Origin of the sequence: Helicobacter sp. MIT 00-7814 (genome assembly GCF_003364115.1) — a bacterium.
GTDB lineage: Bacteria > Campylobacterota > Campylobacteria > Campylobacterales > Helicobacteraceae > Helicobacter_F.
In genome coordinates this window covers 32,981-59,470 of sequence record NZ_NXLL01000003.1, presented here as the reverse complement: position 1 = coordinate 59,470, position 26,490 = coordinate 32,981, and the positions used below count along the sequence as shown (strand labels likewise).

Below are 26,490 nucleotides of genomic sequence, written 5' to 3'. Positions count from 1 at the left end.
TTTTTTTTATGTAAAGTGCGGGTTGCAAAAGAAATTTTGCAATTTTAAAAAAGAGGTAGCATGATGATTTCAGTAATAAAACATTTTAAATTGATAGGGTTGTGTGCGCTGTCTTTGGCGCAAATAGCGCTAGCCGAGCAGACGCAAGTGCTTGGGGCAGATTCTCCTAATAGCACAGAATCTGCGACGCCAAAAGAAAAGGTGCGCTTGAATAAAATTACAGCGGTTAGTAGCGTGAATGCGGATTTGGAAAAGTTCCAAAGTGGGGAAAGTCTCAATCGCAAGATGCTAGATTCTAACCCCAGCGGGAATGGCGACATTACGAGCATTTTGCGGATTTTACCAAATGTGCAGTATGATAACGCGCAAATGCGCTCCACGACACCCGGCGAAATCGATCCGGCAAATATCAGCATTAGTGGTGGGCTGTTTTATCAAAATAACTTCCAGCTAGATGGATTTAATATGAACAATGACTTAGATCCAGCCGGCTCAAATGGCTCAAATCCCGTGGATATTACTGCGCTTCCCGGAAGAAGCCAAGGGCTTAGTATTGATACAAGCCTTTTGGAATCTATCAAAGTGCAGGATTCTAACATAGGCGCGGCGTATGGTGGATTTACCGGTGGTGTTGTTGAGGCAAACACAAGGCGTGCGACCAAAAAATTTGGCGCAAAAATAAGCTATCAAGTCACACAAGGGAACGCCGCACCCGGCGCGTTTTCTATGACAAATTATCATATTTATGCGCCAAATGCTCAATCTTATGAAAACTTCCTAAATTCTACAAGCGCGGGAAGCCAGCCAAACTTCATAAAGCATATTCTGCGCTCAAGTTTTGAATCTAAGATAAATGATAGAAGTGGTGTTATTGCGAGCTTTACGACGACACAGAGCTTTATCCCGCTGAATGCTTATACAGGAACGCAGATAGATTCTACCCTTGATAGCTCGAGGAAAACGCAAAAGAGGCAGAGTTATAATTTTTTCCTCAAAGGTTATTATGACTTTGGGGAATCGCTAAGAGTGGAGGCGAGTTACGCCTATGTGCCTTCTTATAATCAATATTTCATCGTAAATACTAAGGATTCAGATTTTAACCTGCAAAGTGGCGGGCATCAAGCGGGGCTAAAAACTATGTGGGAAAATAGGCTGGGCTTGCTAAGTGTGAATGCGAATTTTAACTTTTTGGAAAATTCAAGAAGTGGCTCGGCGCAACATATGAAAGGCTGGCGCTATAGTGCAGATAAAAACTGGAATCCTAACGGCAGTAATGGCGAGGGTGGCTATGGGAATGTGGATACAAGGCAGATTAATTTCACGCTGAAAGCCATACAGGATTTTGAGCCTTTGACGCTTTTTAGTTTTTGGGAAAATAAATTTAATGCAGGTGCAGAGGTTGGCTATGTAAATGCGTATTATAGGCGTTATGAGGATACGATTTTTAGCGGTTCTGCCTTCACGCGTCCTATGGCACAAGGGGAAATATGCACGGATACGGAATGGTGCTCGAATGCGCCGGTTTATACGAATGGCTTGCCTGCAAGCTGGGCTGATAACAACGGACAATATATATATAGAGGCACGCTTTATAAAGCTGGAAAAATCAATGTGGATAATGCCACCGCAGCTTTGTTTGTGGAAGATTCTATGAAGTTTAGCATGGGGAGGGCAGGTGATATTAATATGAGGCTGGGGCTTAGGCTAGATTATGATACTTATATGGGGAAAGCGCCCATTGCACCGAGATTTAGCCTAAACTATATCGCGCCATGGTCGGAATGGGAAAGCGGTAGAAATTTTGCGACACAGCTTAGCTTTGGTGCGAATAGATACTATGGGAGAAATCTTTTTACTTATGCACTAATGGATGGGCGCAGTGCGCTAGAATATGAACTTAGTAGATTTGATCCAACTACTCCATTGGAAACCGATGCAGTGCAATATAAAAATGACACAAACTTCAGCAAACTGCGCGTTCCCTACAGCGATGAGCTTATGGCTGGCGTGGTGCAGAGAATCTATATGTTTAACTTAGGCGCAAAATATATACATAGATTTGGCAGAGATGAAATTAGGCGTGGGTGCTTTGATCCAAATGGGAATCTAAGCGCTTTAAATTGCCGGTCTAATAGCCCCGGTTTGACTTCTGACTTGAGATTTGCCTACATAAACGAAGGCAGAAGCGATAGCGATATTATCACGCTTAGTTTGCAACAAAATGAGGCGCTAGAGTTTTGGCGTGTTAAAAATTATGTGTTATTTGCTTTTGACTGGACAAATGTCAAGCGAAACTACGCGGATTACGCGGATAATTTAACTAGCGCACAGCTGGCAAATCAATGGATAAGCTATGACGGGCAGCTGATACGATATGCTGATAGACCGGCTGATAACTATGTGCGCCCTTATACTTTTAGGCTGACAACGACGCATAATATTGATTTTGGGAAAGTTAGGTTATTATGGAATAACTTTTTTAGATATAGAAGCAGTTATGTGGTGATGGCTAGCACCTCGGAGGCTAATAGAGACCAGTTTGATACAAATGGCGATGGCGTGCTTGAGCCTGTTGATACTTTTAAGCCATTTAATGTGCGAGGTGCTTTTACTTGGGATATGCGCTTTGGGTTTGATATTAATATCGCGGGACAAAATACGCTGTTTGTGAATCTTGATATTTTCAATGTGCTAGATAATAGGAATATGGCTGTTTATAACCTTACTAGCACGATTGGTAGTGCTAACTTCTCTGCCGTGCCTGTGTATGAAGTGGGAAGGCAGTTTTGGGTAGAAGTGGGCTATAAATACTAAGAATCTTAGGCAAGTAAGCAAGGGAGGGAGTTCGTGAAGTATGTAGCTGCTTGGATATGTGGCACTGTGGTGATTGTCGGGCTTTTGGTGCTAGGGCAGGGGGTGAAGCACTATGCGCCCACTCAAGCAAGTGATGAGATTAGGGAGTTTTTGGCGGATTTGGATACGCGAGATTCTAAAGAAATGCAAGATACCCAAAACAAGGATAAGAAAGAGTATATCAATGCTTTGCGTGCAATGTATCTCAAAGAGCCGCAGTTTTGGGAGCGCGCGTGGGTAGATGATGGCGTGGAGTATCGTGAGATTGGCGCTTTGCCAGATACCCCACCATATCCGGAATCTAACCCCTACACGCGCGCAAAAGCCGAGCTTGGCGAGAAGCTTTTTTACGATCCGATTCTTTCGCTTTCTGAGCAAATCGCGTGCGCTACCTGCCATGATAGCGAGCTTGGCTTTAGCAATGCACGCAGTGTATCCTTTGGGCATAATCGCGCTTTGGGCAATCGCAACGCGCCAAGTGTGGTGATGAGCGCTTTTGGGAAAGAGAAATTTTGGGACGGACGCGCGCAGGATTTAGAATCTCAAAGCCTTATGCCGATTGAAAATCCCATAGAAATGGCAGATTCCATGCAAAATGTCATCGCAAAGCTAAAGGCGAGCAAAGAATATGAAAAAGCCTTTAGAGAGGCATTTGGAGGATCTAGCGCGCAGGATTCTATCACGCCTAAGCATTTAGCGCAAGCGCTTGCCACTTATGAGCGCTCATTAATGCCCAAAAATTCGCGTTTTGATAGATTTATGCGCGGGGATTCTAGAATGTTGCGAGATGATGAGGTGCTAGGACTGCATATTTTCCGCACAAAGGGGCGCTGTATGAATTGCCACAATGGTGTGGAGTTTAGCGATCATAAATACCACAATCTTGGGCTAACTTACTATGGGCGCGAGAAATACGAGGATTTTGGGCGCTATAATGTGAGTAAAAATCCTAGCGATATGGGTGCGTTTAAAACGCCGACTTTGCGCGAGGTGCGCAAAACTGCGCCATATTTTCATAATGGATTGTTTCCGACTTTGCGCGGTGTGCTCAATGCGTATAATTTCGGAATGTTTCGCCCAGAGCCTATGGATTTTCAAAAAAATGATCCATTGTTCCCGCAAACTTCACCTTTGCTAAAAGAGCTTAACCTTACGCGAGAGGAAATCGATGCGCTTGAGGCATTTCTAAAAACGCTTTGAAAAGATTTTAAAGTGCTTAAAAAATAAGCGTGTGCAATGAAGCAATGAAAAGGGTGCTTGAAATTAGAAAAAATGAAGTGAAAAGTTAGTAGGAGTTGCAGAGAATCTAAAGGGCTAATCTCTTAGATTCTCTTTAAATTTGATTTTGTGTTTTTTGAAATTACTAAGCTTTGCCCGCAGAGCCTAGCACTTGCATACGCTCGACGATGACTTTTTGCATTGCCTGCATTCCGGGCGTGAAAAATTTGCGCAAGTCAAATTGTGTGGGATCTTCGTTTGCCACGCGGCGCACTTCCGCCATGAAAGCGATACGCAAATCCGTGTCGATATTTACTTTATTTATCCCACCTTTGACTGCTTCTTGGAGGAATTCAAAAGGCACGCCCTTGCTACCTTTGAGATCGCCACCAGTGGCTAGAAATGCCTCGCGCACATATTGCGGTATTGCACTTGCGCCATGTAAAACTAGCGGAATGTTGGTGCGGCGTTTGACTTCTTGCAAACGTGCAAAATCAAGCTTTGGCTCTCCTTTAAATTTAAACGCCCCATGACTTGTGCCGATAGCGGGTGCTAGATAATCAACCTTTGTCTCTTTGACAAACTCTTCTGCCTCGTCTGGATTGACTAGCACGGCGTCTTTTTCATCGACTGAAATATTATCCTCTATCCCCATGAGACGCCCAAGCTCTGCTTCTACGCTCACACCTTTAGAATGCGCGTATTGCACGACTTCTTTAGTCATTGCGACATTTTCTTCAAATGGGTGGTGTGAAGCGTCAATCATCACCGAAGTAAAGCCCGCGTCAATCGCTTTTTTGCAAGATTCAAAGCTAGTGCCATGATCGAGGTTGAGCGCGACTGGGATTTGTGGGTAGCGCTTGCTTAGGATTTGCACGAGCCCTACTGCCATATCAATTCCCATGTATTTTATCGCGCCCTCACTTGCTTGCACGATGATGGGCGAGTTTGCCTCAAGCGCGGCGTTAAAGATAGCGTTTAGCATTTCAAAATTTACAAAGTTAAACGCGCCCACGCCATAGCCCTCTTTGTGGGCTTTTAGCAAAATTTCACTGCCACTTACTAGCATGATTCCTCCTTACATTTCAAAATAGAAGTTTCAAAAATAGAATCTTATTATTTGCTTATTTGAATCTTCGCGTTCTTGCGTAAATCTTGGACTTTTTCGCCGATTGCTTGATTAAAGGCTTGCATTTGCATATCTTGCATGATAATTTGCTTTGCTTGATCGTAGCCAATCACCTTTGGTTCAGTTTTGCTTTCCAAATAAATCACATGGTAGCCAAACTGCGTTTTTACAGGTGTTTTGGTATAAGTGCCGGGTTTTAAATCAAATGCTGCTTTTGAAAACTCAGGCACCATACGCGCGCGGTGAAATGTCCCTAAATCTCCGCCGTTTTGTTGCTGTTTGCCCACAGGATCGATTGTTTTTTGATTTGCTAAGTCGATAAATTTTGGCTCAACCTTGCCTCTAACTTTATTAAGCTCTGCGATAATAGCCTTTGCCTCATCTTCGCTTGCTACGACAATATGGCGTGCCTTGCCCTCTTGATCGATAAAGCGCGCTTCATTTTCTTTGTAAATTTGGCGGATTTGCTCATCGCTAAAGTTTGGCATTTGGATTGATTGAGCTTGCTTTTGCATCCAAGAATCTAGCAATAAGCGCTTTTTAAACGCCTCGACTTTATCAGTGTAGTCTTTTGTCGTGTCCATTTTTTCCGCGCGTGCTGCATCAAGGACGATGCGCTCATCAATGACTTGATTAAGCACGATTTGTTTTTCTTGCTCGTTTAATTTGTCAAAATCAAAGTTTGGGAACTCTTGCTTAAAGCCCTCAAAGTCCTTTTCTGTAATCGCTTTGCCATTTACCGTCGCATAAGTTTTTGCCATCAATGCAGGTGAGAGTATCCCAACCAACGCCAAGCTTAAAAGTAATTTTTTCATAATCCACTCCATTTTTTTAAATTTGCTTTAATCTCAAGGCTTTAAAAACCTTAAAAACGCGTATTGTAGCTTGTGAATCTTAACAAACTATTGACTTACCCTAAGGCAATTTCTGTGCCAAATCTTTGGCTAGCTCAATGCAACCCTCGATATTTTGCTTTTGGCTTACAAACGCCACTATATCAGAATCAAACGCGCTAAAAGTCGTCATACCAATAGCCACCGCCACATAGTTTGGATTCCACCCAAAGTTTTGCTTGAAAAACGCAAACGCGCTAGGCGAAGTAAAAATAAGCACACTATCGCCCTTTGGCTTTAGTGCGCTATCAAGTTTTTTTGGTTGATTGATATAGGCTACGATTTGTTTTAGCTTGATATTTGCGCTTATAAGCTTTTCATCAAGTTTTGAGACGATATTTTGTGCGCGCAAGTAGAGCGGATTTTTATCAGCTAAAAGCTCGATAAGCTCTTTGGTAAAATTCGCTCCATGCGCGTCACTGCCGATATGTGCGATATTTGCGCCGGCATTTTGCAAGGCTTTTGCGCTTGCATGTCCGATGACATAGCTTGGGATATTCACCCACGCGCGTAAAGGTTCGTGTTTTTTGGCAGATTCTATCAAGGCAAGAATGGCGTTTTTTGAAGTAAAAATAAGGCTATCAACGCCTTCCAACGCATCTGGTGCGATGTCTTCATAAGCGATTTCACTCACTACAAGGCTTTTTACTTCGCTATTTTCCTTCGTCCCTATAAGCACAACTTCTCTCAAAAGCGCCTCCTGCTAGCAAATCCTAGCACTAATCCCAAGCTTCCAAAAATGATGAGCAAGATCCCTAAAAATATACTTATCAAAAATGAGAGAATCTGCGGGAATATCGCAAACACAATGCCTAGCACAACGCATATCACGCCAAAACTAAGTGTGGGGAGAAATACCGAGCCATCAAATTGCTTGAAAGAGCGCGCAGTGAGAATCCACAAAATCCCATTGCAAAGCACGCCAATGCCGATGATAAGCGCGATAATTTGCTCGCCCATCTCTTCACCCCCAACAATAAGCGCGACAAAAAGCGCGATGGCGATAAGAATAGAGACAATCCCATCGATGAGAATCCACGCCATTTTGCGCATGCTTTGTAAATAGAAAAACACGCAACCAACGCCTAAAAGCAAAATAAACAGCGCGCCAAAAAATGCAATGGTAAGCATTGTCTTTGCTGGATAAGCCATACACACCACGCCTAGCACGATAGAGCAAGCACTCAATATAAGTAACGCAATAGAACTTTTATTTCTCAAAATCACATACTCCCTTAAATTTAAAATTTCCCAATCTCTCGCTGCACCTTAAGTAGAGGCGTTTAGAGAGCTTGCTTTAAGCGCTAAAAGCAAGAATAAAGGCTGAATTATAAAATATTTTTCTAAAGCTTCACTTAAACGCGTTTTATTGTGATACAATGCAAGCCATGAGTAAAAAAGAACAAACAAAAACCCTAGCCCGTGTCTTAAAGTCCGTGATGATAGCACTTCTACTTGCACTTTTTGGAATCCTTGCCCTTGTGATAATGCATTACAAAACTTTTGATTCTATACAAGCTGTGTCTGTGAGCGTGAGCCTGATAGTAACTTCTGGGCTTTTGCTTTTTGTCGTGAGGATACTTATTAGAGAAATCCACAAAATAGGAGAAATGTAATGATTGGAATCCTTACAGCGATTTTAGCCCTTGCAAGCTTTAGCGCGATGAGCTCATATATCGTGTATGCGCTTTTCAAGCTAACGAGGGAATAAGCTTTAAAAAGGTTTAGATTCTATGAGGTAGAGGCTTTGAATAAGAAAACATATTTTTGGCTAAGCTTTGCAATTATGGTGGCTATCACGCTCAATTTGCGCGCGCCTATAAATTCTATGGGTCCGAGCATTGAAGCGATTAAGGAATATTTTAATATTTCAAGCTCTGTGGCAGGATTGCTAAATTCTATCCCACTACTTGCGTTTGGGAGCATTTCTTTTGTGGTGGCGTATTTTTCAAGCGTGCGCCTTTTGTTTATCGCGCTGTGTTGTATTGCGCTTGGTGAGATTGTGCGGAGCTTTGGCGGAGTTGGCGGGCTTTTTGTTGGTATGGGGCTTTTGGGTGCGGGCATTGCGGTGGCAAATGTGCTTGTGCCAAGCTTCATACGCAAAAAGTTTGGCAAGAAAACACCCGCGATGATGAGCGTGTATTCGCTTGTGCTTAATGCCTCTTCTATCATCGGGATTCTGCTGGCATTGCCACTTATCGCACTTTTTGGGATTAGAATCGCAATGGCATTTTGGGTGGTTTTTGCACTTTTTGCAATTGTGCTTTTTCTACCAGAAGTGAAAAATCATCGCTTTTCGCGCCCTAAGGCAAAACCGGCAACGACAAAAAGCCTCTTTGTTGAATTTGATGCGTGGAAAATTACGCTATTTATGGGATTGCAGGGCTTTGTGGCGTATAGCACTTTTACATGGCTTCCTGTGATTATTGCTTCAAAAGGCTATAGTTTGGAGTATGGGACAAATATTTTGCTTTATATGCAGCTTATTTCCATGCCTGTAGCATTTTTTGGTCCATTATTGCTAGGGCGTTTGCGTGAGATGTATCGATCGCTTTATATGGCGTTTTTGTGCGGGCTGTATGCGATAGGCTATGTGGTGGTGCTCTTTTTTGATTCTCAAAGTGCGATGATTGTGAGCGTGCTTTGTATCGGAATCCCGATGGGTGGGGTTTTTGGGCTAGCGCTTTTGTTTATTTCGCAAAAGAGCGCCACACTTGCCATTGCGACAAAGCTTTCTTCTATGGCACAGGGCTTTGGCTATCTTATTGCTGCAAGCGGTCCATTTTTAATCGGCGTTTTGCATGATTTGAGCGAAAGCTATGTGCAGGGTATTGTGCTTGTGCTTTGCGTAGCATTTGCGCTCAATATTTTTGGAATCCTTGCAAATAAATGCAAAGTTATCGGCTCATAACTCTTTGACAAACAGCGCACTTTGCGCTTTTGGCACGCTTTTTGTCGTTGGGATATCTAGCACGCGGTAATTTTTTTCATATTCTAAATAGCGCAGGGTGATGGTGTCATTAATTTTGACTTCTTTTGAGCTTTTTGCCACAGCGCCATTTACCAGCACCACGCCATTTTCGCACATATCTTGCGCCACTGCGCGTCGTTTTAAAATATTTGTCGTGTTAAGAAATTTATCAATACGCAAGAGGAATCCTTAAGGTTAATTTTTGGTGTATTGTAGCGTGGATTCTTTATTTAACGAGCAATTTTCCTCAAATGCAACAAATAAAAACAAATCGGAATAATAAAAAGCGTTAGAATACTACTGCTTATCATGCCCCCTAGCATTGGCGCGGCAATTGCTCGCGTGATTTCACTTCCAACATTTTGAGAAAACATAATTGGTAAAAGTGAAGCGATAATGCAAAAAACAGTCATTAGTTTTGGACGCACACGCAGTGCCGCTCCCTTTAATACGCATTGTTTTAAATCCTCTTTTGTGGGATTATTTATATTTTCTCTCATCTGCGCTAGTGCTTCTTGCAAATATAAAAGCATAACAATGCTAGTCTCACTTGCTACCCCCAAAAGGGCTAAAAGCCCAACAACACCAGCAATGCTAAGATTAAACCCCAACAAATCAATTGCCACAATGCCACCAAAAATAGCAAATGGCAAGCTAAAAAAGCATAAAAATGTATAGGCAATATTTTTTAGTGCTAGAAAAATTAAAATAAAAATCACAAAAATACTTAGCGGGATAATATATTGTAATGTCTCTAGTGCCTTTTGTATATACTCACTCTCTCCACTAAACTCATAAAAATATCCGCTTGGCAGCTCTAAATCAGAAAGCAAAGCGCTAGCTGCGTCTTTATAAGCTTTTGCGCTTACATGCTCTTTTGGTGTAATATAGATATAATTTACACTTAGACCATTTTCACTTTTTAGCTCGCTTGGTTCATTTGCATAATAAATCTTAGCTAGCTCTCTTAAGGGGCGGAATCCACGCGAAGTTTTTACATAAATTTCCTTAATAGATTCTATATCATTGCGTTGCGTATCAAGTAGTCGCAAGCTTATTGGATAGTTTTTTACACCATCAATTTTTCTGCTTAGCTCAATCCCGCCAATGCCTGCATTTAAAAGAGTGAAAATAGAATCTTTGCTCACACCATAGCGCGCTAATTTTTCATCATCTATTTCTATATCAATGTAATATCCGCTATTTCCACGCTCTGCAAATACTGAAAGTGTTGAATCTAGATTTTTAAGTTTAGATTCTATTTTTAGTGAAAAATCTTGCAAAATCTTTGTATCATTTCCATAAAGCTTTATACCTAAAGGCGTGCGAATGCCCGTTAAAAGCATATCAGTCCTACCTCGAATGGGATAAGTCCAAGAGTTTGTAAGCCCTTTTATTTGCAGGGCAGATTCTAGCTTATCTCTTAGCTCCGCATAGCTTATTTGTTCCTTCCACTGCTCCTTTGGTTTTAAGTGAATATAGACTTCTAACATTGAAAGAGGTGCTGGGTCTGTGCTTGTATTTGCCCTACCAGCTTTGCCAAAGACGCTCTCCACTTCATCAAAACTTGCAATAATAGAATCTACTTTTTGCAAATATGCAAGGGCTGTATCGATGCTAGGATTTGTGTTTGTTACAGGCATATACATGATTATACCCTCATTAATTTGGGGCATAAATTCCCAATTTAGCTTTTTATACGCGTAGAATGAAAGCCCTAAAATAACCACGCAAAGAGAGAGGAAAATCCATTTAAAACGCAGAGTAAAAAGCAATAAATTACGATAGATTTTAACAAAAAAGAGATTTAGCGGATTTTTTTCCTCGCTTAAAATTTTGCCTTTAATGAAAAAAAGCATTAAAATTGGCACAATGGTGATTGAGAGTAATGCTCCAATAAGCATTGTAAATGTTTTTGTCAAAGCTAATGGCGCAAAAAGCTTTTCCTCTTGTCCGCTAAGCGCAAAAATTGGAAGGAATGAAACAACGACTATCATTAAAGCAAAAAAGATAGGTGCGCCAACCTGCCTTGTGCTTGAGATAATTATTTTTTGCCGAGTAGAATCTGAATAGGAATTTTGTATGCTTAGATTCTTATGTGCATTTTCTATCATTACAATTGCCGCATCAACCATTGCTCCAATGGCAATTGCGATGCCCCCTAAGCTCATAATGCTTGATTGTATATCAAAAACCCACATTAAAAACGCGCTATAAAGCACGCAAAGTGGAAGTGTGATAATCACCACCAGAGCGCTTCTAAAATGCAGTAAAAAAATCGCTGTAATCAAAAGCACAATAAGGCATTCCTCAATAAGCGTTTTTGTAAGTGAAAAAATGGATTTTTCTATAAGCTCGCTTCTATCATAAACAGGCTTAATCTGCACTTCGCTATTTTCATTAAGTTGTTCTACTTTTTGCTTTATTCTTTGCAAAGTTTCATAAGTATTCCCGCCATATTTCACCATGACAATGCCACCTACAACTTCTTTTTTACCATTTACATCAGCAGCACCCCGCCTTGTAGCAGGCAGGATTCTCACTTCGCCAATATCTTTAATTCTAAGTGGTGTATTGCCCTGCGTTTTTATAATGATATTTTCTAAATCTTGCGTGTTTTTGATATAGCCCTTTGCTTTTATTATTTTTTCAAATCCACCCTCAATTAGCACGCCACCGCCACTATCATTATTTGCTCGCTTAATAGAATCTATAATTTCTTGCAAACTTAAATCATAGCGCAGCAGCTTTGCATTATCCACGCTTACTTCATAATTTTGCTCAAATCCCCCAACACTAGCTACTTCGCTCACACCATCAATGCCTAAAAGTGCGTATTTATAATAAAAATCTTGCAAACTTTTTAGCTCGCCTAAATCTTTATCCTCACTTATCAGTGCGTATTGATACGCCCAGCCAACAGAAGTAGAATCGCTTCCTAGTGAGATTTTAGCCTGTGCGGGGATATTTTGCGTTTGACTAAGTTGCTCTAAGATTCTACTTCTAGCCCAATAAAGGTCTGTCTTATCCTTGAAAATCACATAAATAAGCGCATTTTCAAAGCCAGAAATTCCGCGCACATTTTCCACATTTGCAATTGCTAAAAGCTGGCTCATAAGCGGATATACGATTTGTTCTTGAATTGTTTTTGGGGCTTGATTTGGAAATTCTATTTGCAAAATAACTTGCGGCGGTGTTAAATCGGGCAGGGCATCAAGCTTTAATTTTGGCAAAAGCGCAATTGAGGAGCAAAGCAGCAAAAAAGCCATAATTAAAATAATGAATTTATTTTTAACACTCCATAAAATTATAGAATCTATGCTTTTATTTTTTTGCTCTTGTGGGCTGTTTTGTGAGTTTTTAGATTCACCAGATTCTGTAAAATTCATTCAAAATCTCCATTATTTTGTGCATCAGAATCTAGTACAAAAAGAGCATTTTTCACAACTTCATCACCTTCATCTAACCCCTCTATCACTTCATATAAATCACTTCCTAGAATGCGTTTCACTTCCACAATTTGCGGTAAAAACTCCTCATCATCTTTTATAAAAACAAAATATTTATTATTTTTAAAAAGTAGGGCTGTTTTTGGCAGTGTAAGCGCAATTCTTGGGGCAGATTCTATAAAAATATAAGCAAAAGAATTTGGGAAAAACTGCACTTTATCTCCGTCTAAAAACTTATTTTGCAAGATAAAACGCGCTTTTAAAAAATTATCAACCACATTTGGATAAATAAGCTCTAAAGCAATTTCACTCCTTCCTTTAACTCCTTCAACCTCAACATAAGCCTTATTTTGCGCATTTTGCAAAAAGCTCAAATCCTCCTCATTAATATCTGCTATCACCCATAAAGAATCTAAATTGACTATTTTAAAAACTTCCTCTCCTTTTTTTACACCACTTCCAATATTTACATTTTTTGTAAAAATATAGCCGCTTATTGGCGCGTAGTATGTGATTTCATTTAAGATTCTATGCCCGCTTTGAATCTTTGCAATCTCTTTTTTATCCACACCTAAAAGCTCTAGCTTTTCCCTTGCAAGCCCTTTAAAATGACTTCCAGAAGCTGCTAAAAGCTCACTTTGCGCATCAAGTAATTCAGTAGAAAAAAGCGTAAAAAGTTTAGAATCTTTTTGCACTTTTGTGTAAGTATTTTGCACGAAAAGCTTTTGTATAAAGCCATCTACACGCAGACTTAGGCTATATACACTCCCTTCGTTTTCTTGTAATTTTCCATAATATCTTTTAGAATCTTTTACTTGCATTTTTTTAACAATTGTGGTTGGGAAAATACCAATTTTATTTTGTGTTTTTTTGCCTTGCTTTACTGTATTTTGCGTGCTAGATTCTGCATTTAATCCCAAGAATAAGGAGTTTAGCATAAGCAACAAAATTAAAAATTTCTTCATTTTTTTCCTTTTAATAGATTCTATAAATTGCCCTTAAGCCTCTCTAGATTCCAATAAATAATTGCCATGTTCGCTAGAATTTGAATCCTTAAAATTTCTGTATCAATTTCCTCATTTAAGGCATTATAAAGTTCTACAAATCCGCTAGTTTGGCTTGTTGAATGGTGTTTATAGAGGTTAATTATTTCCTTATTTGCAGGGAGCAATGTATTTTGGATAATGTCTAGATTCTCACTTAATTGCTTAAATTGAGATAAAAGCGTAAGGCTTGTGTGCTTTATCCTATTTGTTGTGCTTAGAATCTGCGTTTGTGCTAAAAGCTCTTGGCTCTTATTTTGATTAATAACATTTACCTCTTTTCCATAAATTGGTAGGGGCATTGAGATACCCACTGCAAATAAATCTGCGCGATTATAGCGCGACATATAGGCTATATTGAGCCCTAAATCTGGGATTAGGGATTTTTTTGCAAGGCGCACAGAATCTGAAGCAATTGCACTTTGCAATTGTGCTATTTTAATTTCAATATTTTGTGCTAAAAGCTCTTGTAAAAATTGCTCTTTTTCTGCCTTGTTTTTTATGGCTTTTGCAAGATTTTCAAACATAGAATCTTGGATTGAAACAATAAAGTTTGAGTTTTGCGCAGAGTTTTGATTTTGCATTGAGTGATTATGTGGAGATTCTGTGCTATTTTTTGTCTCTGCAATATTTGAATATTTGGATTCTATTCCCTCACATTGTATCGCCTGCGCGGAAGTGAATTCCGCTTCGGCTCCGCTTCGCGCGCATACTTCGCCATTTTTTGTTGATAAGATTTGTAGATTCTGCAATGCTTTTTGGGGATTTGTAGAATCTATACTCTCAAAACTTATCTCACTAGCACCAATGTGGGAGTTTTCAAGTGCGTTAATAATCTCATTTTGCTTTATTTGTAAGCGAGCTTTTAAAAGCTTTAGTTTTTGGACTTGCAGGGGATTAAAATTCCTTGAAATTTTAAAGCTATCTAAAATCGTATCAAGATTTTTTATAGAATCTTGGGTTAGAGAGAGGATTTTTTGATTTTTTTGCGCTTCTATATAAGCTGAAATGAGTGAAAAAGCATATTCATTTTTTAGATTTTCTAGCTCTAGGAGTTTTAGATTTGCTTCTTTTTGCGTGATTTTTGACTTAAAAGAACGCTTTAGATTTAAGTCAAGATTCTGACTTAGCCCAATGCCTATGCTTTGCATATCATTTGCACCTAGCAAAAAAGGTTGCATGATTTCAGCATTACTATAATTTAGATTAAAATTTGGATTATCCCATTTTGCCTCCGCCTTTGCTCGTGCTTTGAGAGAGGCGATTTCTAGCTCTAGTTCTTTTATTTTTGGATTATTATTTAGGTGGGCTTGCAGCTGCGCTAAATTGCTATTTTTTGCAGAATCCACCTCGCCAGCGCACACGCCACACAAGATTCCCTGCAAGAAAATAATAAAAAAAGCGCGCAAGAATTTTTTTCGCAAATGTAAGCCTTACTTAAAAATCAATGCTTCCTTTGGCGAGGTAGTTTTTGTCGTCGATTTTGAAGCTTGCGCGGATTTGCCAAGTGCCACCATGCGGGAAATGCACCACGCCTTTATAGGCTTTTTCGCCATCTTTGCTTATTTGTGAATCTTCGCTCATTTTTGGCATTCCGGGCATTTCTGGCATCATAAATTTCACTGCCACATCGCTTGCCTCGATTTCATCGCCATTTTGTTTGATGCTTACGCTAAACTCATTTTTGCCGGAAGTGAAGTTTTTTGGTGCGCTTAAAATTATTTCATATTCTTTTGTTTGCAAAACCTTTTCAAACGCGCTAGCTTGCGAGAAAATCAACGCCACAAAAAGAAAGATTTTCAATATATTTTGCATTGCTGCCTCCATTTATTTTGCTAAATTTAAGGGGTAAAAAAGGGTGTTAAGTTTAGCTTATTTGCCTACACAAAAAGCAAATAGCCTAAGCTTAAGGCGCTTAAAATCCCAAATTGTAGGGATCTTAAGCGATGAAATTGCGATAAAATTAATGCTTGTGCTCGTGCTCGCCATCCCCGTGCATAGGGCAAGCGTGACCTTCCTCGCTCAAGCCAAGCTCTTTTTTCTCAGCGTCGCTAAGTTTTTGGATTCTTTTTGCAAATGCTTCTTTTGTGTCAGATTCAAGCTTGCGTAGGTCTTTGACTTTCATATCGCCGGTGTTTTTCTCATAAGAATCTTTAAGCTTTTTTACAAAATCTGGCTTTTGCTTGTCGTCCATTTTTGCAATGCGCTTTTTGATTTCAAGTCTTAAATCCACCGCATCTTCAACTTTTTTAAGTGTGCCATTGAGCTTGATTAGCTCAGATTCGCTTTTCTTGCTATAATCTGCACCATAAGCCATACTTAGCGCAAAAACGCTTGCTAAAACTGCCATTCCTAAACCTTGAACTTTCATATCCACTCCTTTAAAAGTAAGAATTAAACTTAGAATTCTAAGTATTTTAAGCTTAAAAATTTCTTAGCAAAAGTAATTTTATTTTGAGAAAATTTAAGAGCAAAAAGCGTGAAGTTTTGCCCCATAAGGCAGATTTTTATGACTTTAGCGCGTAAATTTAAAGCTAAAAATGTATAATTTCCCCCACACAAGGTTTTTCTAAGATTTAAAGGACGCGATACAATGCAAGCAAAAAATGCTTCTATACTACTTATGCTAGGCGCGGTGTCAATGGCGCCTTTATATGCGCAAAGTGTGGATATTGGTAATTTTTATTATCGCGATTTTTTGGATTTTGGGCAGAATAAGGGCGCATTTCAAATAGGCGCGCAAAATATCACTTTGCAGGGCAAAGATGGCTCGGAGTTTAGCTTCCCAAATGCAAGCACAAATGCCTCAAATTTAGCTTCAATCCCGGATTTTTCTGCAAAAAGTAATTTTGGCTCTTTCACCTCACTTGGCGGGAGCTACGCCGTGACTGCTAATCATATCCGCTCGATTGAAAATCAAACCGGCTGGCGCAAGTGGGGGCAGACTACCTATGAAGTGGCGGGCAAGCTTTTGGGACAGGGGCTAGATTCTCAATTCTTGCGGTTTAATCGCTTTATTATCGAGGGCGAGGCAGAATTGCTAGAAACTGACATTACTAATCACACAACTTCGCATGCTGTCATCAAACAGCCCGGCACTGCGCAATACAGCCAACAAGTAGCGCTTGAGCAGGCAAATGAAAAGATTTTAAATGAGCGCCTAGAGGAGATAAAAAACGCAAATGGTGGCACGCTCTACGCCTATGGCGCAGGCTCGGGACTGCTTAGCTTGCAGGTTGGAAGGGATTATTTGACAAGTGATTTGCCTATGACAGAAGATGGGCGCTTAGGCGGTGTGCTAAGCACACTTAGCTTTGTGAAAGGCTACAGCTCATTTGCCAATCTCACTTCCGTGGGTGAAAATGAAAAAACCGATGGGCGCGGGCTAAATATACAGCTAGGCGTAAATCAGACATTTAAAAACACCATAAGCATGGGCGATAGCGGCGGTGCATTTTATATCTATGATAGCACGAAGGGCAAATGGGTGGTGCTAGGCGTCGTTTCTGGCACGGAGGGTCCGAACAACACACGCCTAAGCTTTGCGGCGCAAGCGGATTTTGAGAAGCTAAAAAAGGAACATACGCAATCTATCAATCTAGCAAATGGAAGCTATACGCTAATTTCTAGCTATATAACAAAAGAAAGTGGTAATGGCGAGGATTCAAAAAGTATTTATGATAACAAAGATATAGAGTTTAGCGGTGGTGGGAGCGTGAAGTTTGGCTCGCTTATCAAGGGGCAAAATATCGGCTTTATTTTCAAAGATGAGGCGAATGCCACGACTTATGATTTCACCGCTGATAAGGTGCATTTTGGCTATGAGGGCTTGGGGCTTGATGTGGGTAAAAATGTGGAGGTGAATTGGGCGCTAAAAAATGAGGCACTCGGGCAGAATCAAGCGCTTCATAAAATCGGTGAAGGCACGCTTATCATAAAAACCAACTACACGCCTGCGACTAGTGGCGCGCTAGGCTATATGCGTTTGGGTGAGGGTAAAGTATTGCTGGATACAACCACAAAGGCGTATGATGGTATTTATATCACCAGCGGGCGCGGGATTCTCGCACTTGCAGAGGGCAAAGCAGAGGCACTAGGCGCGATAAAGCAAAGCGCCGGTGGCGGCAGTGGTGGAAATAGCTACATACTAGCGCAAGATTCTGTAAATAATCTAGGATTTTACTTTGGCAATAATGGCGGGAAACTCGATCTAGGTGGCAATAGCCTAAGCCTCAATGTCATCTCTGCAAATGACGCAAAAGCAGTGATAACAAATACCGCAAGCACCGCGTCAAACTTCAGCATACAAGGCTTTAGCTATGATAAAAGTGGCAACAAAACAACCACAAAAGCGGACTATATCGCGCATGCAAGCTTTGAAGGCAATCTAAACCTTATCCAAAAAAACGCCACCAAAGGCGATGAAAGCCTTGTATTTGATGGAAATATCAATATAGATGGCAAGCTAGAATCTCAAAATTCTAATATTATCTTGCAAGGACACCCCACAGCGCATGCGGTGGTCGATGAAGCAGTGCGAAAGCAAGTCGAGGAGGCGGAGAAAAAGACAGGCTATACATTGCCTGCATGGATGGATCTCTCGCGCCCTTCTACCTTGCAGCAGCCTGATTGGGATAAGCGAAGCTTTAAAATCGCTGGTGGGATCGAGCTAAAAAACTCAAACTTTACCCTTGGGCGTAGCGCTAGTTTAGAATCTAACATCACAGCAGATGCAAGCTCTAAGCTAAATTTTGGCGGCAAAATAAATCATTTCATCGACAGAAGCGATGGGAGCAACACGCGCGGTAATGGCTTTAACTTCTATCAAGAAGTAAGCAAGGGCGTGCTAGAAAATGAGGCAAACGACACCATAAGCTACAAAGGCAAAATCACCGCAAGTGGCGCAGCGATAGAATCTAGCATACATGATTTTAACGCGAGCCTTGATTTAAGTGCCAGCGCTAGTCTAAAGGCAAGCTATCTCACGCTTAGCAAGGAGCAGGCGAGCATAAAGCTTAGCGGCGCAAGTAGTGCAAGCGTTGATAATCTTATCATCAGCGGGCTAAGCGCGCTTGGTGGCTTTAATATCGAGGCAGGCTCTAGTTTTGAAATCAAGCAGTCGTTTGTTTTTGACAATGCAAATAACTTCAGCCTTGGCGCGCTAGATTCTGCAGGATTTACAAGTCAGCCGACTAATTATGACCTAATTGCGCGCAATGGCTCTAGCGTGGATGGAGCAAATAAAGATCTCATCGCTAATATCGCGCTTATTGGTGGCTCTAGCGTGACGCTAAAAAATCTCACGCTAAAAGACACCAACACGAGCGGGCAAAGTGAAACTAGCAAACTAAAAAATGAAGTCATACTAAGCGGTGAAAATACCAAACTAACGCTAAATGAGAATCTCACCGCACAAAATCTCGCTGGAGCGCTGATACAGCTAAATGACAAGGCGAGCCTAAATGTCACAAAAGATATGATTTTCTCTCTCAATAGCGCGCGTCCTAGCAAAAATGACAAGACAAATGCGCTAGATTCTAACCAAACTTACATCTTTGTAAATGGTGGCGCAAGCCTTAGCGCGCGGAATCTAAGCGCTACAAATATGAATATAAATCTAAGCGTGGAGAAAGATTCCACCTTTGGGGCGCAAAAAATACTCGGCAATAACTCGGCGTTTAGCATAGCGCTTGGAAGCGCGCAAAGTTTTGATATAGAGCTTAGCGGGGGCGAGATGAGTTTGCAAGCCATCATAAATTCTACGGCTATAGATTCTGCAACTTTGAATTCTGTGGCTTTGGATTCTGGCGCGCGTGCAGATTCTGGCGCTTCAACTAGCGCGCAAGCCACACAAGAATCCTTACAAAAAGCTTACGAAAATATCACGCTAACTATCAATATCACCGCAAGCCAAAATGCCAAAATAGAATCTAATCTAGCAAGCCTCACAAGCAGCGTCACTCTAAGCGACACCGCCTCGCTAAACCTAAATAATGGCGTGCTAAATCTAGATTCCGCGCATAACGCTATCACGCTAAAAGACAGCGCAAGCCTTAGCGCGCAGAGAATCTATGCCAAAAGCCTTTCAACACTCGCGCTAAATGTAGATTCTGGCGCAAAACTAAATGTAAGCGAATTTGTCTTTGATAGCTCAAGCGTGCAGGTGGCGCGCTATTTTGGAGAAAATCTCTACGCGCAAAATGCCTCAAAACTCAAGCAAAGCGAGCAAGTCTTAAATCAAAACCTCTATCTAAGCGGTAACTCTAGCTTTGAAGGGCTTTATCACACGCCTACTGACACTGCGACGAGTAGCCTTAAAATTTTAGGTGCAAATGATACAAGAAATGTTGTTCTTACTGAAAATTCCACGCTTAAAACCACAACGCTTTTGGCTCAAAATTTGCAAACGCTCAATCTTTCTATACAAAAGGATTCTGTGCTTGAGATTGAAACGCTAAGCGCGCAAAATGCTTTGGTGAATTTGTTTTTAGATTCCACACATAAGGGCTTTAAGCTTGAGGCGTATCAAAATAGCCAAATTTTTGCAGATTCTTGGGATTTGAGCGCGGGGAATATCCCAAATGCAGGCGCAAATGACTATATTTTAGGCGATGAAAGCTCGCGCGTGCATTTCAACACTCTTTCAATCACGCAAGATAGCGTGCACAGCCCATTTATCCTTGATGCGAATATTTCTATCGCAAAAAATTTGGAGCTAAAAAATGTCGGCGCAAATACCATGCAAACGCAAGATTCTACGCGTTTTTTTGCGTTACAAGTGGATAAGGAGCTGACATTGCAAGAAAATGCAAAGCTTAGCGTGAGGCTAGATTCTAGTGTGGCGCGCGATGATAAGGATCTTGTGCTAAATACTTACCATACTTTTGCTCTAGCGACAAAGCTTAACGACAATCGCTTGGACAAGCGCATCGATTTTATTTTCGCTAATGAGGACAAAAAGCTGTATGTGGTGAGTAAGGTTGTTGGCGATGAGATTAAGGTGAAGTTTTTGCAAGATGATCCAAAGAGCTTGAGCGAGCTTGGCAAGGTGGATTCTCGCATTCTTATTTTGCAGGCAATTTTGGGACACAATAGCAATGATGATACGATAGATAGGGCAGTGCGGACTGATGATAACGCGCTTTTGACACAATATGTAAGCAGCATAGAATCTGATTTGCAAAAAATCTCTCAAAGCACGCCAATAACGCTAAGCAATCAAATACTTTTCTCAAGTAACGAGTCTATAAATGCGCGTATTTTGCAGGTGCAAACCACGCACGCGCAGGCTTTGCGAAAACTTTCTAAAAAAATCTATCTTGCAAGTAGCGATGAATTGGGGTTTGCAAAAAGTTTGCTAGAGCTAGAGCGCGCTAAAAAGGAGCTTGAATATAAAAATAATGTTTGGCTTAATGCCGGCGGTGGCTACTTTGGCGGGAATGGGACGAGCAATTTTTATGGCACAAATATAGGCTATGACAGAATCTTCAATTTTTCTCAATCTAGCTTGCTGGCGGGCGTTATGTTTGGCTTTGGTGGCTCAAACTTTGCAAATTTTGACATCAAAGACAGCGCGAAATATTACAATCTTGGATTCTATGCGAACTTTAAACGCGCAAAGCACGAGGCACAAGGGAATCTCAATGTTATGTTTTTGGATACAAAGCGCAGCTTCTCAAGCACGCTAAGTGTGAGCGAAAATGCTAGCAACACCACGACAGGCGCACTTTTTCACGCTTATTACAAATACAATATTCTTTTGTCTCAAAGCGAGCATTTTACGCACACGCTAAAGCCTCTCGCACTTTTGGCGTTAAGCTACAATGTAGATAATGGCTTTGTCAGTCAAAATTACAAGCAAAAGCAATTAAACAACGCTCTTTTTGCGCTTGGCGTTGGCGCGGAATATGTGCTAAGCGGGAAAAATTCCTCTTATGCGTTGCAACTTTTAGCGCGTCAAGGCTTGCTAAATACGCAAAAGCAGGCATTTGTAACCCTAAGCAACGCGCAAAATTTCATCGCGTATGATTTGGCGTATGCAAATACAAATTTTATGCTAAATTTCATCGGGCAAAGTGGCTTAGGCAAGGGATTTGGCATTGATTATGGATTCGCACTTATGGCAGATACACTAGGGAGCTATGGCGCGAGGGGCGATGTGCGCGTGAGTTATAGATTTTAATTTTAGATTCTATCGCGCTGGCTGGAATTTTTAGAATCCACCTTTAGAATCCGCATATCTTGCAAGCTCACAAATAGCGGCTGTATTGACATAAAAAGCTTTTTTAGGTAGAGTTCGCGGATTTTAGGCGTGCAAAAATTTTTAGAGACGCGCAAAAAAATAGCGAGATTTGGCAAAACGCGCGCACAAGGACACGCGCATAAAGCAAACACAAATTTAAGGAATCCTTTTGGCAAACAAACGACTTTTTTTTATTAGCATTAGCCTTATTTGCGTGGGCGTGCTTATGTCGTATTCGCTTGCGGTGTATTTGGTGGGTTTTTTTAATTACGAGCCATTTCATTTTCTTAAGCGCGAGCTTTTCGTCGCAATCATCGGAATCCTTTTGATGTGGCTGTTCGCGCAACTTGAGCCAGATGAAAGTTTCAAAAAAATCGGGCTTGCGCTGTTTTTGCTCTCGCTCATTTTAATGATTGGGATGCATTTTTTGCCAACTTCTTTGGTAAGTTCCGCTGGTGGTGCAAAGCGCTGGATTCGCCTGCCTAGCTTTTCTCTCGCACCTTCGGAATTTTTCAAAATCGGCTTTGTGTATTTTTTGGCGTGGAGCTTTTCGCGCAAATTTAGCACCAAAAAGCATGTGCGGTTGATTGATGAGATTAAGACTTTTATTCCGTATTTGGCGCTGTTTTTTGTGGCGGTGGTGCTGATAGCGGTTTTGCAAAATGACTTGGGACAGGTGATTGTGCTTGCGCTTACACTTGGATTTATGCTACTTTTTGCGGGCGGGAGCTTGCGACTTTTGGGGATTATCATGCTGACAACGCTAAGTGTGGGGCTTGTGGCGATTGTGACAAGTCCGCATCGCATTATGCGTGTGAAGCTGTGGTGGGCGAACGCGCAAGATTCTATCCTCGCGCTTTTGCCTCAAGGTTTGGCGGAATCTTTGCGCGTAGAAAATCTTCCTGAGCCTTATCAAATCTACCACGCGAGCAATGCCATCGCAAATGGCGGATTTTTCGGCAATGGCTTGGGTGAAGGCGTGATAAAACTTGGCTTTTTAAGCGAAGTGCATACGGATATTATTTTGGCTGGGATTGTCGAGGAGCTGGGCTTTGTGGGGCTGTTTTTTGTCGTGGTGCTATTTTGTGCGATGCTTTTTTATATTTTTAAAATCGCAAATCGCGTGCAAAATATGACTTATTATCTTTTTTGTGTGGGCGTGGCGCTGTTGCTTGCGTTTTCGTTTATCATCAATGCTTTTGGGATTTCTGGTATTACGCCGATTAAGGGCATCGCGGTGCCATTTATCAGCTATGGTGGAAGCTCGTTGCTTGCAAACTGCCTTGCCATTGGCTTAGTTTTAAGCATTTCACGCAAAGCGCATCTTTAAATATATCACTTTGGCGAACAAGTCCGCCAAAGCTCCGCTTCGCGTGCATATTTTACCTTGATTCATTGCCCTTAAAAAGCCTTTAAAGATTTTTGGCTACAATAGCGACTTTTTTAGATTCTATTTTCAAGGAATGACTTTGCCGATTTTGCCAAAATATGAGTTATGCTGTGGTTGCCATGCGTGCTATAGCGCCTGTCCGCACGATAGCATAGAGATGCGCGAGGATTTTGAGGGCTTTATATATCCGCATGTTGATGAGGTGACTTGCACGGAATGCAAGCAGTGCGAGATTGTCTGCCCGACATTGCCATTTTTACATACAGCGCCTTATGATAGCGTGCGTAAAAAATCCGCTTTCCCAAAAGTCGCGCCAAATCAAACACTTCATTTCATCGCGCTTGAAAACGCGAAAATAGCCCTAGGGGGGGGGGGGCATTATCTACTAAGCAAAAAACACAATCCCCTAACTCTACCAACACAAACCTTTCAGATTCTAACCATACGACAGCAGGAGAAAAGCGCGTGAGTGCGCTAGATTCTGTTTTGCAAAATCAAGTAGGCGCGCAAGATTTTAGCGCGGAGTTTATCCCGCAAGCCTATGCAATTAAGGCAAATGATGATTCCTTGCGCCTAAAAAGCTCAAGCGGTGGCGTGTTTAGCCTTTTGGCGCGCGCAGTTTTGGAGCAGGGCGGTGTGGTGTTTGGCGCGGGGTATGTGAAACCAGATTCTGAAAACTTCGCGTCTCATTGCGAAGATTTAGAGAATCTAAAGCAATCCACAAAAAACCTCAAAGAAGCAAATAGCGTCGCAGAATCTAAGAATCCAAAAAATATCGAGTATATGTGCGAAACGGAGCCAAGCGGGATTCACTCCCGCGCAGGCGATACAATTGATAAAACAAGCTCCCAAACTTCCAGCCAGCGAGACAGAATCTTAGAATCTCATCAACCAAAAAACGCCGAGTATGCGCGCGAAGCGGAGCCAAGCGGGATTCACTCCCGCGCAGGCGATACAACAAATGGTGTGGCAAACCTCGAAGTGCGCCACAGCTTTATAGAATCCCTACAAGAGCTTGATAATTTCCGCCGCTCAAAATATGTGGAATCGCCCATTGGTGATTGTTTCATCAAAGCTAAAGAATTTTTGCGCGCGGGTAGGCTTGTGCTTTTTAGTGGCGTTCAATGCCAGATTCACGGGCTTAATGCGTTTTTGCGTAAAAAATACCCAAACCTCCTTACAATCGAAGTGATTTGCAACTCTGTGCCGAGCCCAAAAATATGGAGAATCTACAAAGAAAGCATGCTTGAGGGGGAGGATTCTAAGCTACTTGATTTTAATTTCCGCGGTAAAGATTATGGTTGGGAGAGGGGCATTTTTGCCGCAAAGACAAAGACAAAGACAAAGACAAAGACAAAGACAAAGACAAAGACAAAGACAAAGACAATACCACACACTTTATCGCCTTACTACACGGGGTTTTTGGGACACACGATCACGCGCCCTAGTTGCGAAAATTGTTTTTCCAAAGATATGCGAAGTGGCGCGGATATCACGCTTGGCGATTTTTGGGGCGTGAGGAATTTCCACCCGGAATTTGTGGATGACAAGGGCATTAGCTGTGTGATTTTTAATAACGCAAACGCGCATAAATGGCTAGATTCCATCACGCCATTTGCTAAGGTGCAAAAATCAAGCATACATGCCGTGCTATCCGGGAATCCTGCGCTTATCAAAAGTGGCTTTATCAATAAAAGACGCAAAAAGATTCTCGCCAAAATCATAGGCTTGTATGAGCGCAAATGTAAAGAATTTAGCACAGAATCTTTACAAAGCCTTGCGCGCCAAAAGGCGGCGCGCAAGGCGGTAAATCTCCTATACAAACTCACAAAAACTCCATTTTTGACGCGCCTTGTGCGCTTTGTAAAACGATGCATCAAAAAAGTCATTTTGCTTTTGCTTCCACGCAGGGCAAAGGACTTCCTCAAACCTCGTATCAAAAAACTAAAACAAAGGATAGCAAGATGAAAAAACCAGTAACTATTGGTGTGGTGACTTTTAATTGGGATGGGCATAATTACGGGCAGGTGTTGCAAGCCTATGCGTTGCAACGCTATTTGCGCGATGAAATCGCAAGAAATGGGATCAATGCGGAAGTGAGGCAGTTAAATGTGTCTCCGTTTTTTGCCTCCAAATCTTCATGGCGTAAATATATAAAGATATTTATATTAAAAATATTTGGCGAAAAAGCTTTCAAAGCAATAAAAAGACTTAAAGCAAGACTTTTGCTAGGTAAGGAAAGTTTTATGCAATGGGAACGCGATAGTCGTCTTACTGAAATGATGGGCTATGAATATTTTTCGCAATATATACAAGATATAGAATCTAAGCGTAAATTTTTAGAGTTTAGAGAGGCAAATATCAATCTTATCCCGCTAAAAATTAGGGATTATGAGGGCTATAAAGATGATATGTGGGCAGATATTTATATCGCGGGGAGTGATCAAGTGTGGAATTGTTGGAGTGTGGATAATATCTTAAATAATGCCGTCAAAAAACGCTCGGAATATTATATGCTAAATTTTGTTGATAAATCCAAACTGCATGCGCGCAAAGTCTCTTATGCTGCGAGCTTTGGACTAAAAGAAATCTCAGATAATATAGATAAGTCAAAAAGTATCAAGGAATATGCGCGCAAGGCGCTTAGTGATTTTGATGCGATAAGTGTGCGCGAAGAGCAGGGGGTGAGAATCCTTGAAAGTTTGGGCTTGCAAGGTGTGTGCGTGGCAGATCCTACGATGCTTTTAAAAAAGGCAGATTATGAACGCATTCTCTCCCCACTTCAAGTACAAAATGATATTTTTGTTTATATGCTTGGTGCGGAGACTTTTATTGACAAAAATGCTCTTATGGAAATCATCAAACAATATCAATTTTTATACACCAATGCGCACCCAGATTTCTCATGCAAATACGACTTACAAACGCAGTTTTTTCCCACACCACAGGAATGGCTCGGCGCAGTGAGAGATTCTCAAATGATGATTACAAATTCTTTTCATGGTTGCGTGTTTGCGATTATCATGCATACACCTTTTTATTATCTGCGCTTAAAAAGTGATGACGCACATACGCGCCTAGAGACTTTGCTAAAGGTAAGCGGGTTAGAAAATCGCGTTCTTACTGATATTTCGCAAGTGCAAGAAGTTATAAGTGCTACTTTGCAAAAGCGTGATAGTATTGATTGGCAAAGTGTAGATTCTAAAATCAATGCGTTTGTGGAGAAAGGAAAGGTATTTTTGCAAAAAGAAGTTTTTGCGTTTATTTCCTAAATTGCGAGCCTTAAGCAATATTTAGTATTT

General features: G+C 41.2%; 20 protein-coding genes. 9 read left to right on the top strand and 11 right to left on the bottom strand.

What is annotated here, in order from left to right:
* Positions 1–60: 60 nt before the first annotated feature.
* Together CQA49_RS01635 and CQA49_RS01630 are read left to right on the top strand one after the other, a co-directional pair.
* Positions 61–2,814, top strand: coding sequence for a TonB-dependent receptor plug domain-containing protein (locus tag CQA49_RS01635; protein ID WP_258864150.1), 2,754 nt, complete (start codon positions 61–63; stop codon positions 2,812–2,814).
* A gap of 33 nt (positions 2,815–2,847) precedes the next feature.
* Positions 2,848–4,053: a cytochrome-c peroxidase gene (locus CQA49_RS01630; RefSeq protein ID WP_258864149.1), complete on the top strand. Its 1,206-nt coding sequence runs from the start codon at positions 2,848–2,850 to the stop codon at positions 4,051–4,053.
* Positions 4,054–4,216: 163 nt separating this feature from the next.
* Here CQA49_RS01630 and CQA49_RS01625 read toward each other — a convergent pair whose 3' ends face one another.
* The 4 genes from CQA49_RS01625 to CQA49_RS01610 all read right to left on the bottom strand — a co-directional run bounded on the left by CQA49_RS01625 (position 4,217) and on the right by CQA49_RS01610 (position 7,314).
* Positions 4,217–5,140, bottom strand: coding sequence for a class II fructose-bisphosphate aldolase (locus tag CQA49_RS01625; protein WP_115574222.1), 924 nt, complete (start codon positions 5,138–5,140; stop codon positions 4,217–4,219).
* A 47-nt stretch (positions 5,141–5,187) separates the two neighbouring features.
* Positions 5,188–6,015 (bottom strand): peptidylprolyl isomerase, encoded by an 828-nt coding sequence (locus tag CQA49_RS01620; RefSeq protein WP_115574221.1) that lies wholly within the window; start codon positions 6,013–6,015, stop codon positions 5,188–5,190.
* 100 nt (positions 6,016–6,115) lie between these two features.
* On the bottom strand, positions 6,116–6,784 hold the full coding sequence (locus tag CQA49_RS01615; RefSeq protein ID WP_115574220.1) for a uroporphyrinogen-III synthase: 669 nt from the start codon (positions 6,782–6,784) through the stop codon (positions 6,116–6,118).
* Positions 6,781–7,314: a DUF308 domain-containing protein gene (locus tag CQA49_RS01610; RefSeq protein ID WP_147288640.1), complete on the bottom strand. Its 534-nt coding sequence runs from the start codon at positions 7,312–7,314 to the stop codon at positions 6,781–6,783. Before CQA49_RS01610 ends, CQA49_RS01615 begins: the two co-directional genes overlap by 4 nt.
* A 218-nt stretch (positions 7,315–7,532) precedes the next feature.
* Between CQA49_RS01610 and CQA49_RS09970 the strand changes: the two genes are divergently transcribed.
* Both CQA49_RS09970 and CQA49_RS01600 read left to right on the top strand, forming a co-directional pair.
* Positions 7,533–7,709: a hypothetical protein gene (locus tag CQA49_RS09970; RefSeq protein ID WP_181882578.1), complete on the top strand. Its 177-nt coding sequence runs from the start codon at positions 7,533–7,535 to the stop codon at positions 7,707–7,709.
* A gap of 131 nt (positions 7,710–7,840) precedes the next feature.
* Entirely contained in the window at positions 7,841–9,004 is a 1,164-nt protein-coding gene (locus tag CQA49_RS01600) for an MFS transporter (RefSeq protein ID WP_115574217.1), read from the top strand.
* Here the strand turns inward: CQA49_RS01600 and CQA49_RS01595 are convergent.
* The 6 genes from CQA49_RS01595 to CQA49_RS01570 form a co-directional block, all read right to left on the bottom strand.
* Positions 8,999–9,244, bottom strand: a complete 246-nt coding sequence (locus CQA49_RS01595; RefSeq protein ID WP_115574216.1) for an RNA-binding S4 domain-containing protein — start codon at positions 9,242–9,244, stop codon at positions 8,999–9,001. The two genes, CQA49_RS01600 and CQA49_RS01595, sit on opposite strands and share 6 nt — an antisense overlap.
* A 50-nt stretch (positions 9,245–9,294) precedes the next feature.
* A complete protein-coding gene (locus CQA49_RS01590; protein WP_115574215.1) occupies positions 9,295–12,453 on the bottom strand; it encodes an efflux RND transporter permease subunit in 3,159 nt (1,052 codons plus the stop codon).
* Positions 12,450–13,478, bottom strand: coding sequence for an efflux RND transporter periplasmic adaptor subunit (locus tag CQA49_RS01585; protein ID WP_115574214.1), 1,029 nt, complete (start codon positions 13,476–13,478; stop codon positions 12,450–12,452). Before CQA49_RS01585 ends, CQA49_RS01590 begins: the two co-directional genes overlap by 4 nt.
* Positions 13,479–13,498: 20 nt before the next feature.
* Positions 13,499–14,980: a TolC family protein gene (locus tag CQA49_RS01580; protein ID WP_115574213.1), complete on the bottom strand. Its 1,482-nt coding sequence runs from the start codon at positions 14,978–14,980 to the stop codon at positions 13,499–13,501.
* A 13-nt stretch (positions 14,981–14,993) separates the two neighbouring features.
* Positions 14,994–15,371, bottom strand: a complete 378-nt coding sequence (locus CQA49_RS01575) for a FixH family protein (protein WP_181882577.1) — start codon at positions 15,369–15,371, stop codon at positions 14,994–14,996.
* Positions 15,372–15,519: 148 nt separating this feature from the next.
* A complete protein-coding gene (locus CQA49_RS01570) occupies positions 15,520–15,927 on the bottom strand; it encodes a DUF1104 domain-containing protein (protein ID WP_115574211.1) in 408 nt (135 codons plus the stop codon).
* A gap of 222 nt (positions 15,928–16,149) precedes the next feature.
* Here CQA49_RS01570 and CQA49_RS01565 point away from each other — a divergent pair, with 222 nt between their 5' ends.
* Positions 16,150–21,738: a S6 family peptidase gene (locus CQA49_RS01565; protein ID WP_115574210.1), complete on the top strand. Its 5,589-nt coding sequence runs from the start codon at positions 16,150–16,152 to the stop codon at positions 21,736–21,738.
* A 2-nt stretch (positions 21,739–21,740) separates the two neighbouring features.
* On the opposite strand, the gene CQA49_RS01560 is transcribed toward CQA49_RS01565, so the two are convergent.
* Positions 21,741–21,950 carry a hypothetical protein gene (locus tag CQA49_RS01560; protein ID WP_147288639.1) on the bottom strand — a complete coding sequence of 70 codons (210 nt, stop codon included), beginning with the start codon at positions 21,948–21,950 and terminating at the stop codon, positions 21,741–21,743.
* 17 nt (positions 21,951–21,967) lie between these two features.
* Between CQA49_RS01560 and CQA49_RS01555 the strand changes: the two genes are divergently transcribed.
* The 4 genes from CQA49_RS01555 (at position 21,968) to CQA49_RS01540 (ending at position 26,460) form a co-directional block, all read left to right on the top strand.
* Complete coding sequence (locus tag CQA49_RS01555; protein ID WP_115574208.1) at positions 21,968–23,128, top strand: FtsW/RodA/SpoVE family cell cycle protein; 1,161 nt, start codon at positions 21,968–21,970, stop codon at positions 23,126–23,128.
* Between the two features lie 139 nt (positions 23,129–23,267).
* Positions 23,268–23,657, top strand: a complete 390-nt coding sequence (locus tag CQA49_RS01550; RefSeq protein WP_220271716.1) for an ATP-binding protein — start codon at positions 23,268–23,270, stop codon at positions 23,655–23,657.
* A complete protein-coding gene (locus CQA49_RS01545; protein ID WP_115574206.1) occupies positions 23,654–25,156 on the top strand; it encodes a Coenzyme F420 hydrogenase/dehydrogenase, beta subunit C-terminal domain in 1,503 nt (500 codons plus the stop codon). The genes CQA49_RS01550 and CQA49_RS01545 overlap by 4 nt, the downstream gene beginning before the upstream one ends.
* Complete coding sequence (locus CQA49_RS01540) at positions 25,153–26,460, top strand: polysaccharide pyruvyl transferase family protein (RefSeq protein ID WP_181882576.1); 1,308 nt, start codon at positions 25,153–25,155, stop codon at positions 26,458–26,460. Before CQA49_RS01545 ends, CQA49_RS01540 begins: the two co-directional genes overlap by 4 nt.
* Positions 26,461–26,490: the final 30 nt, after the last annotated feature.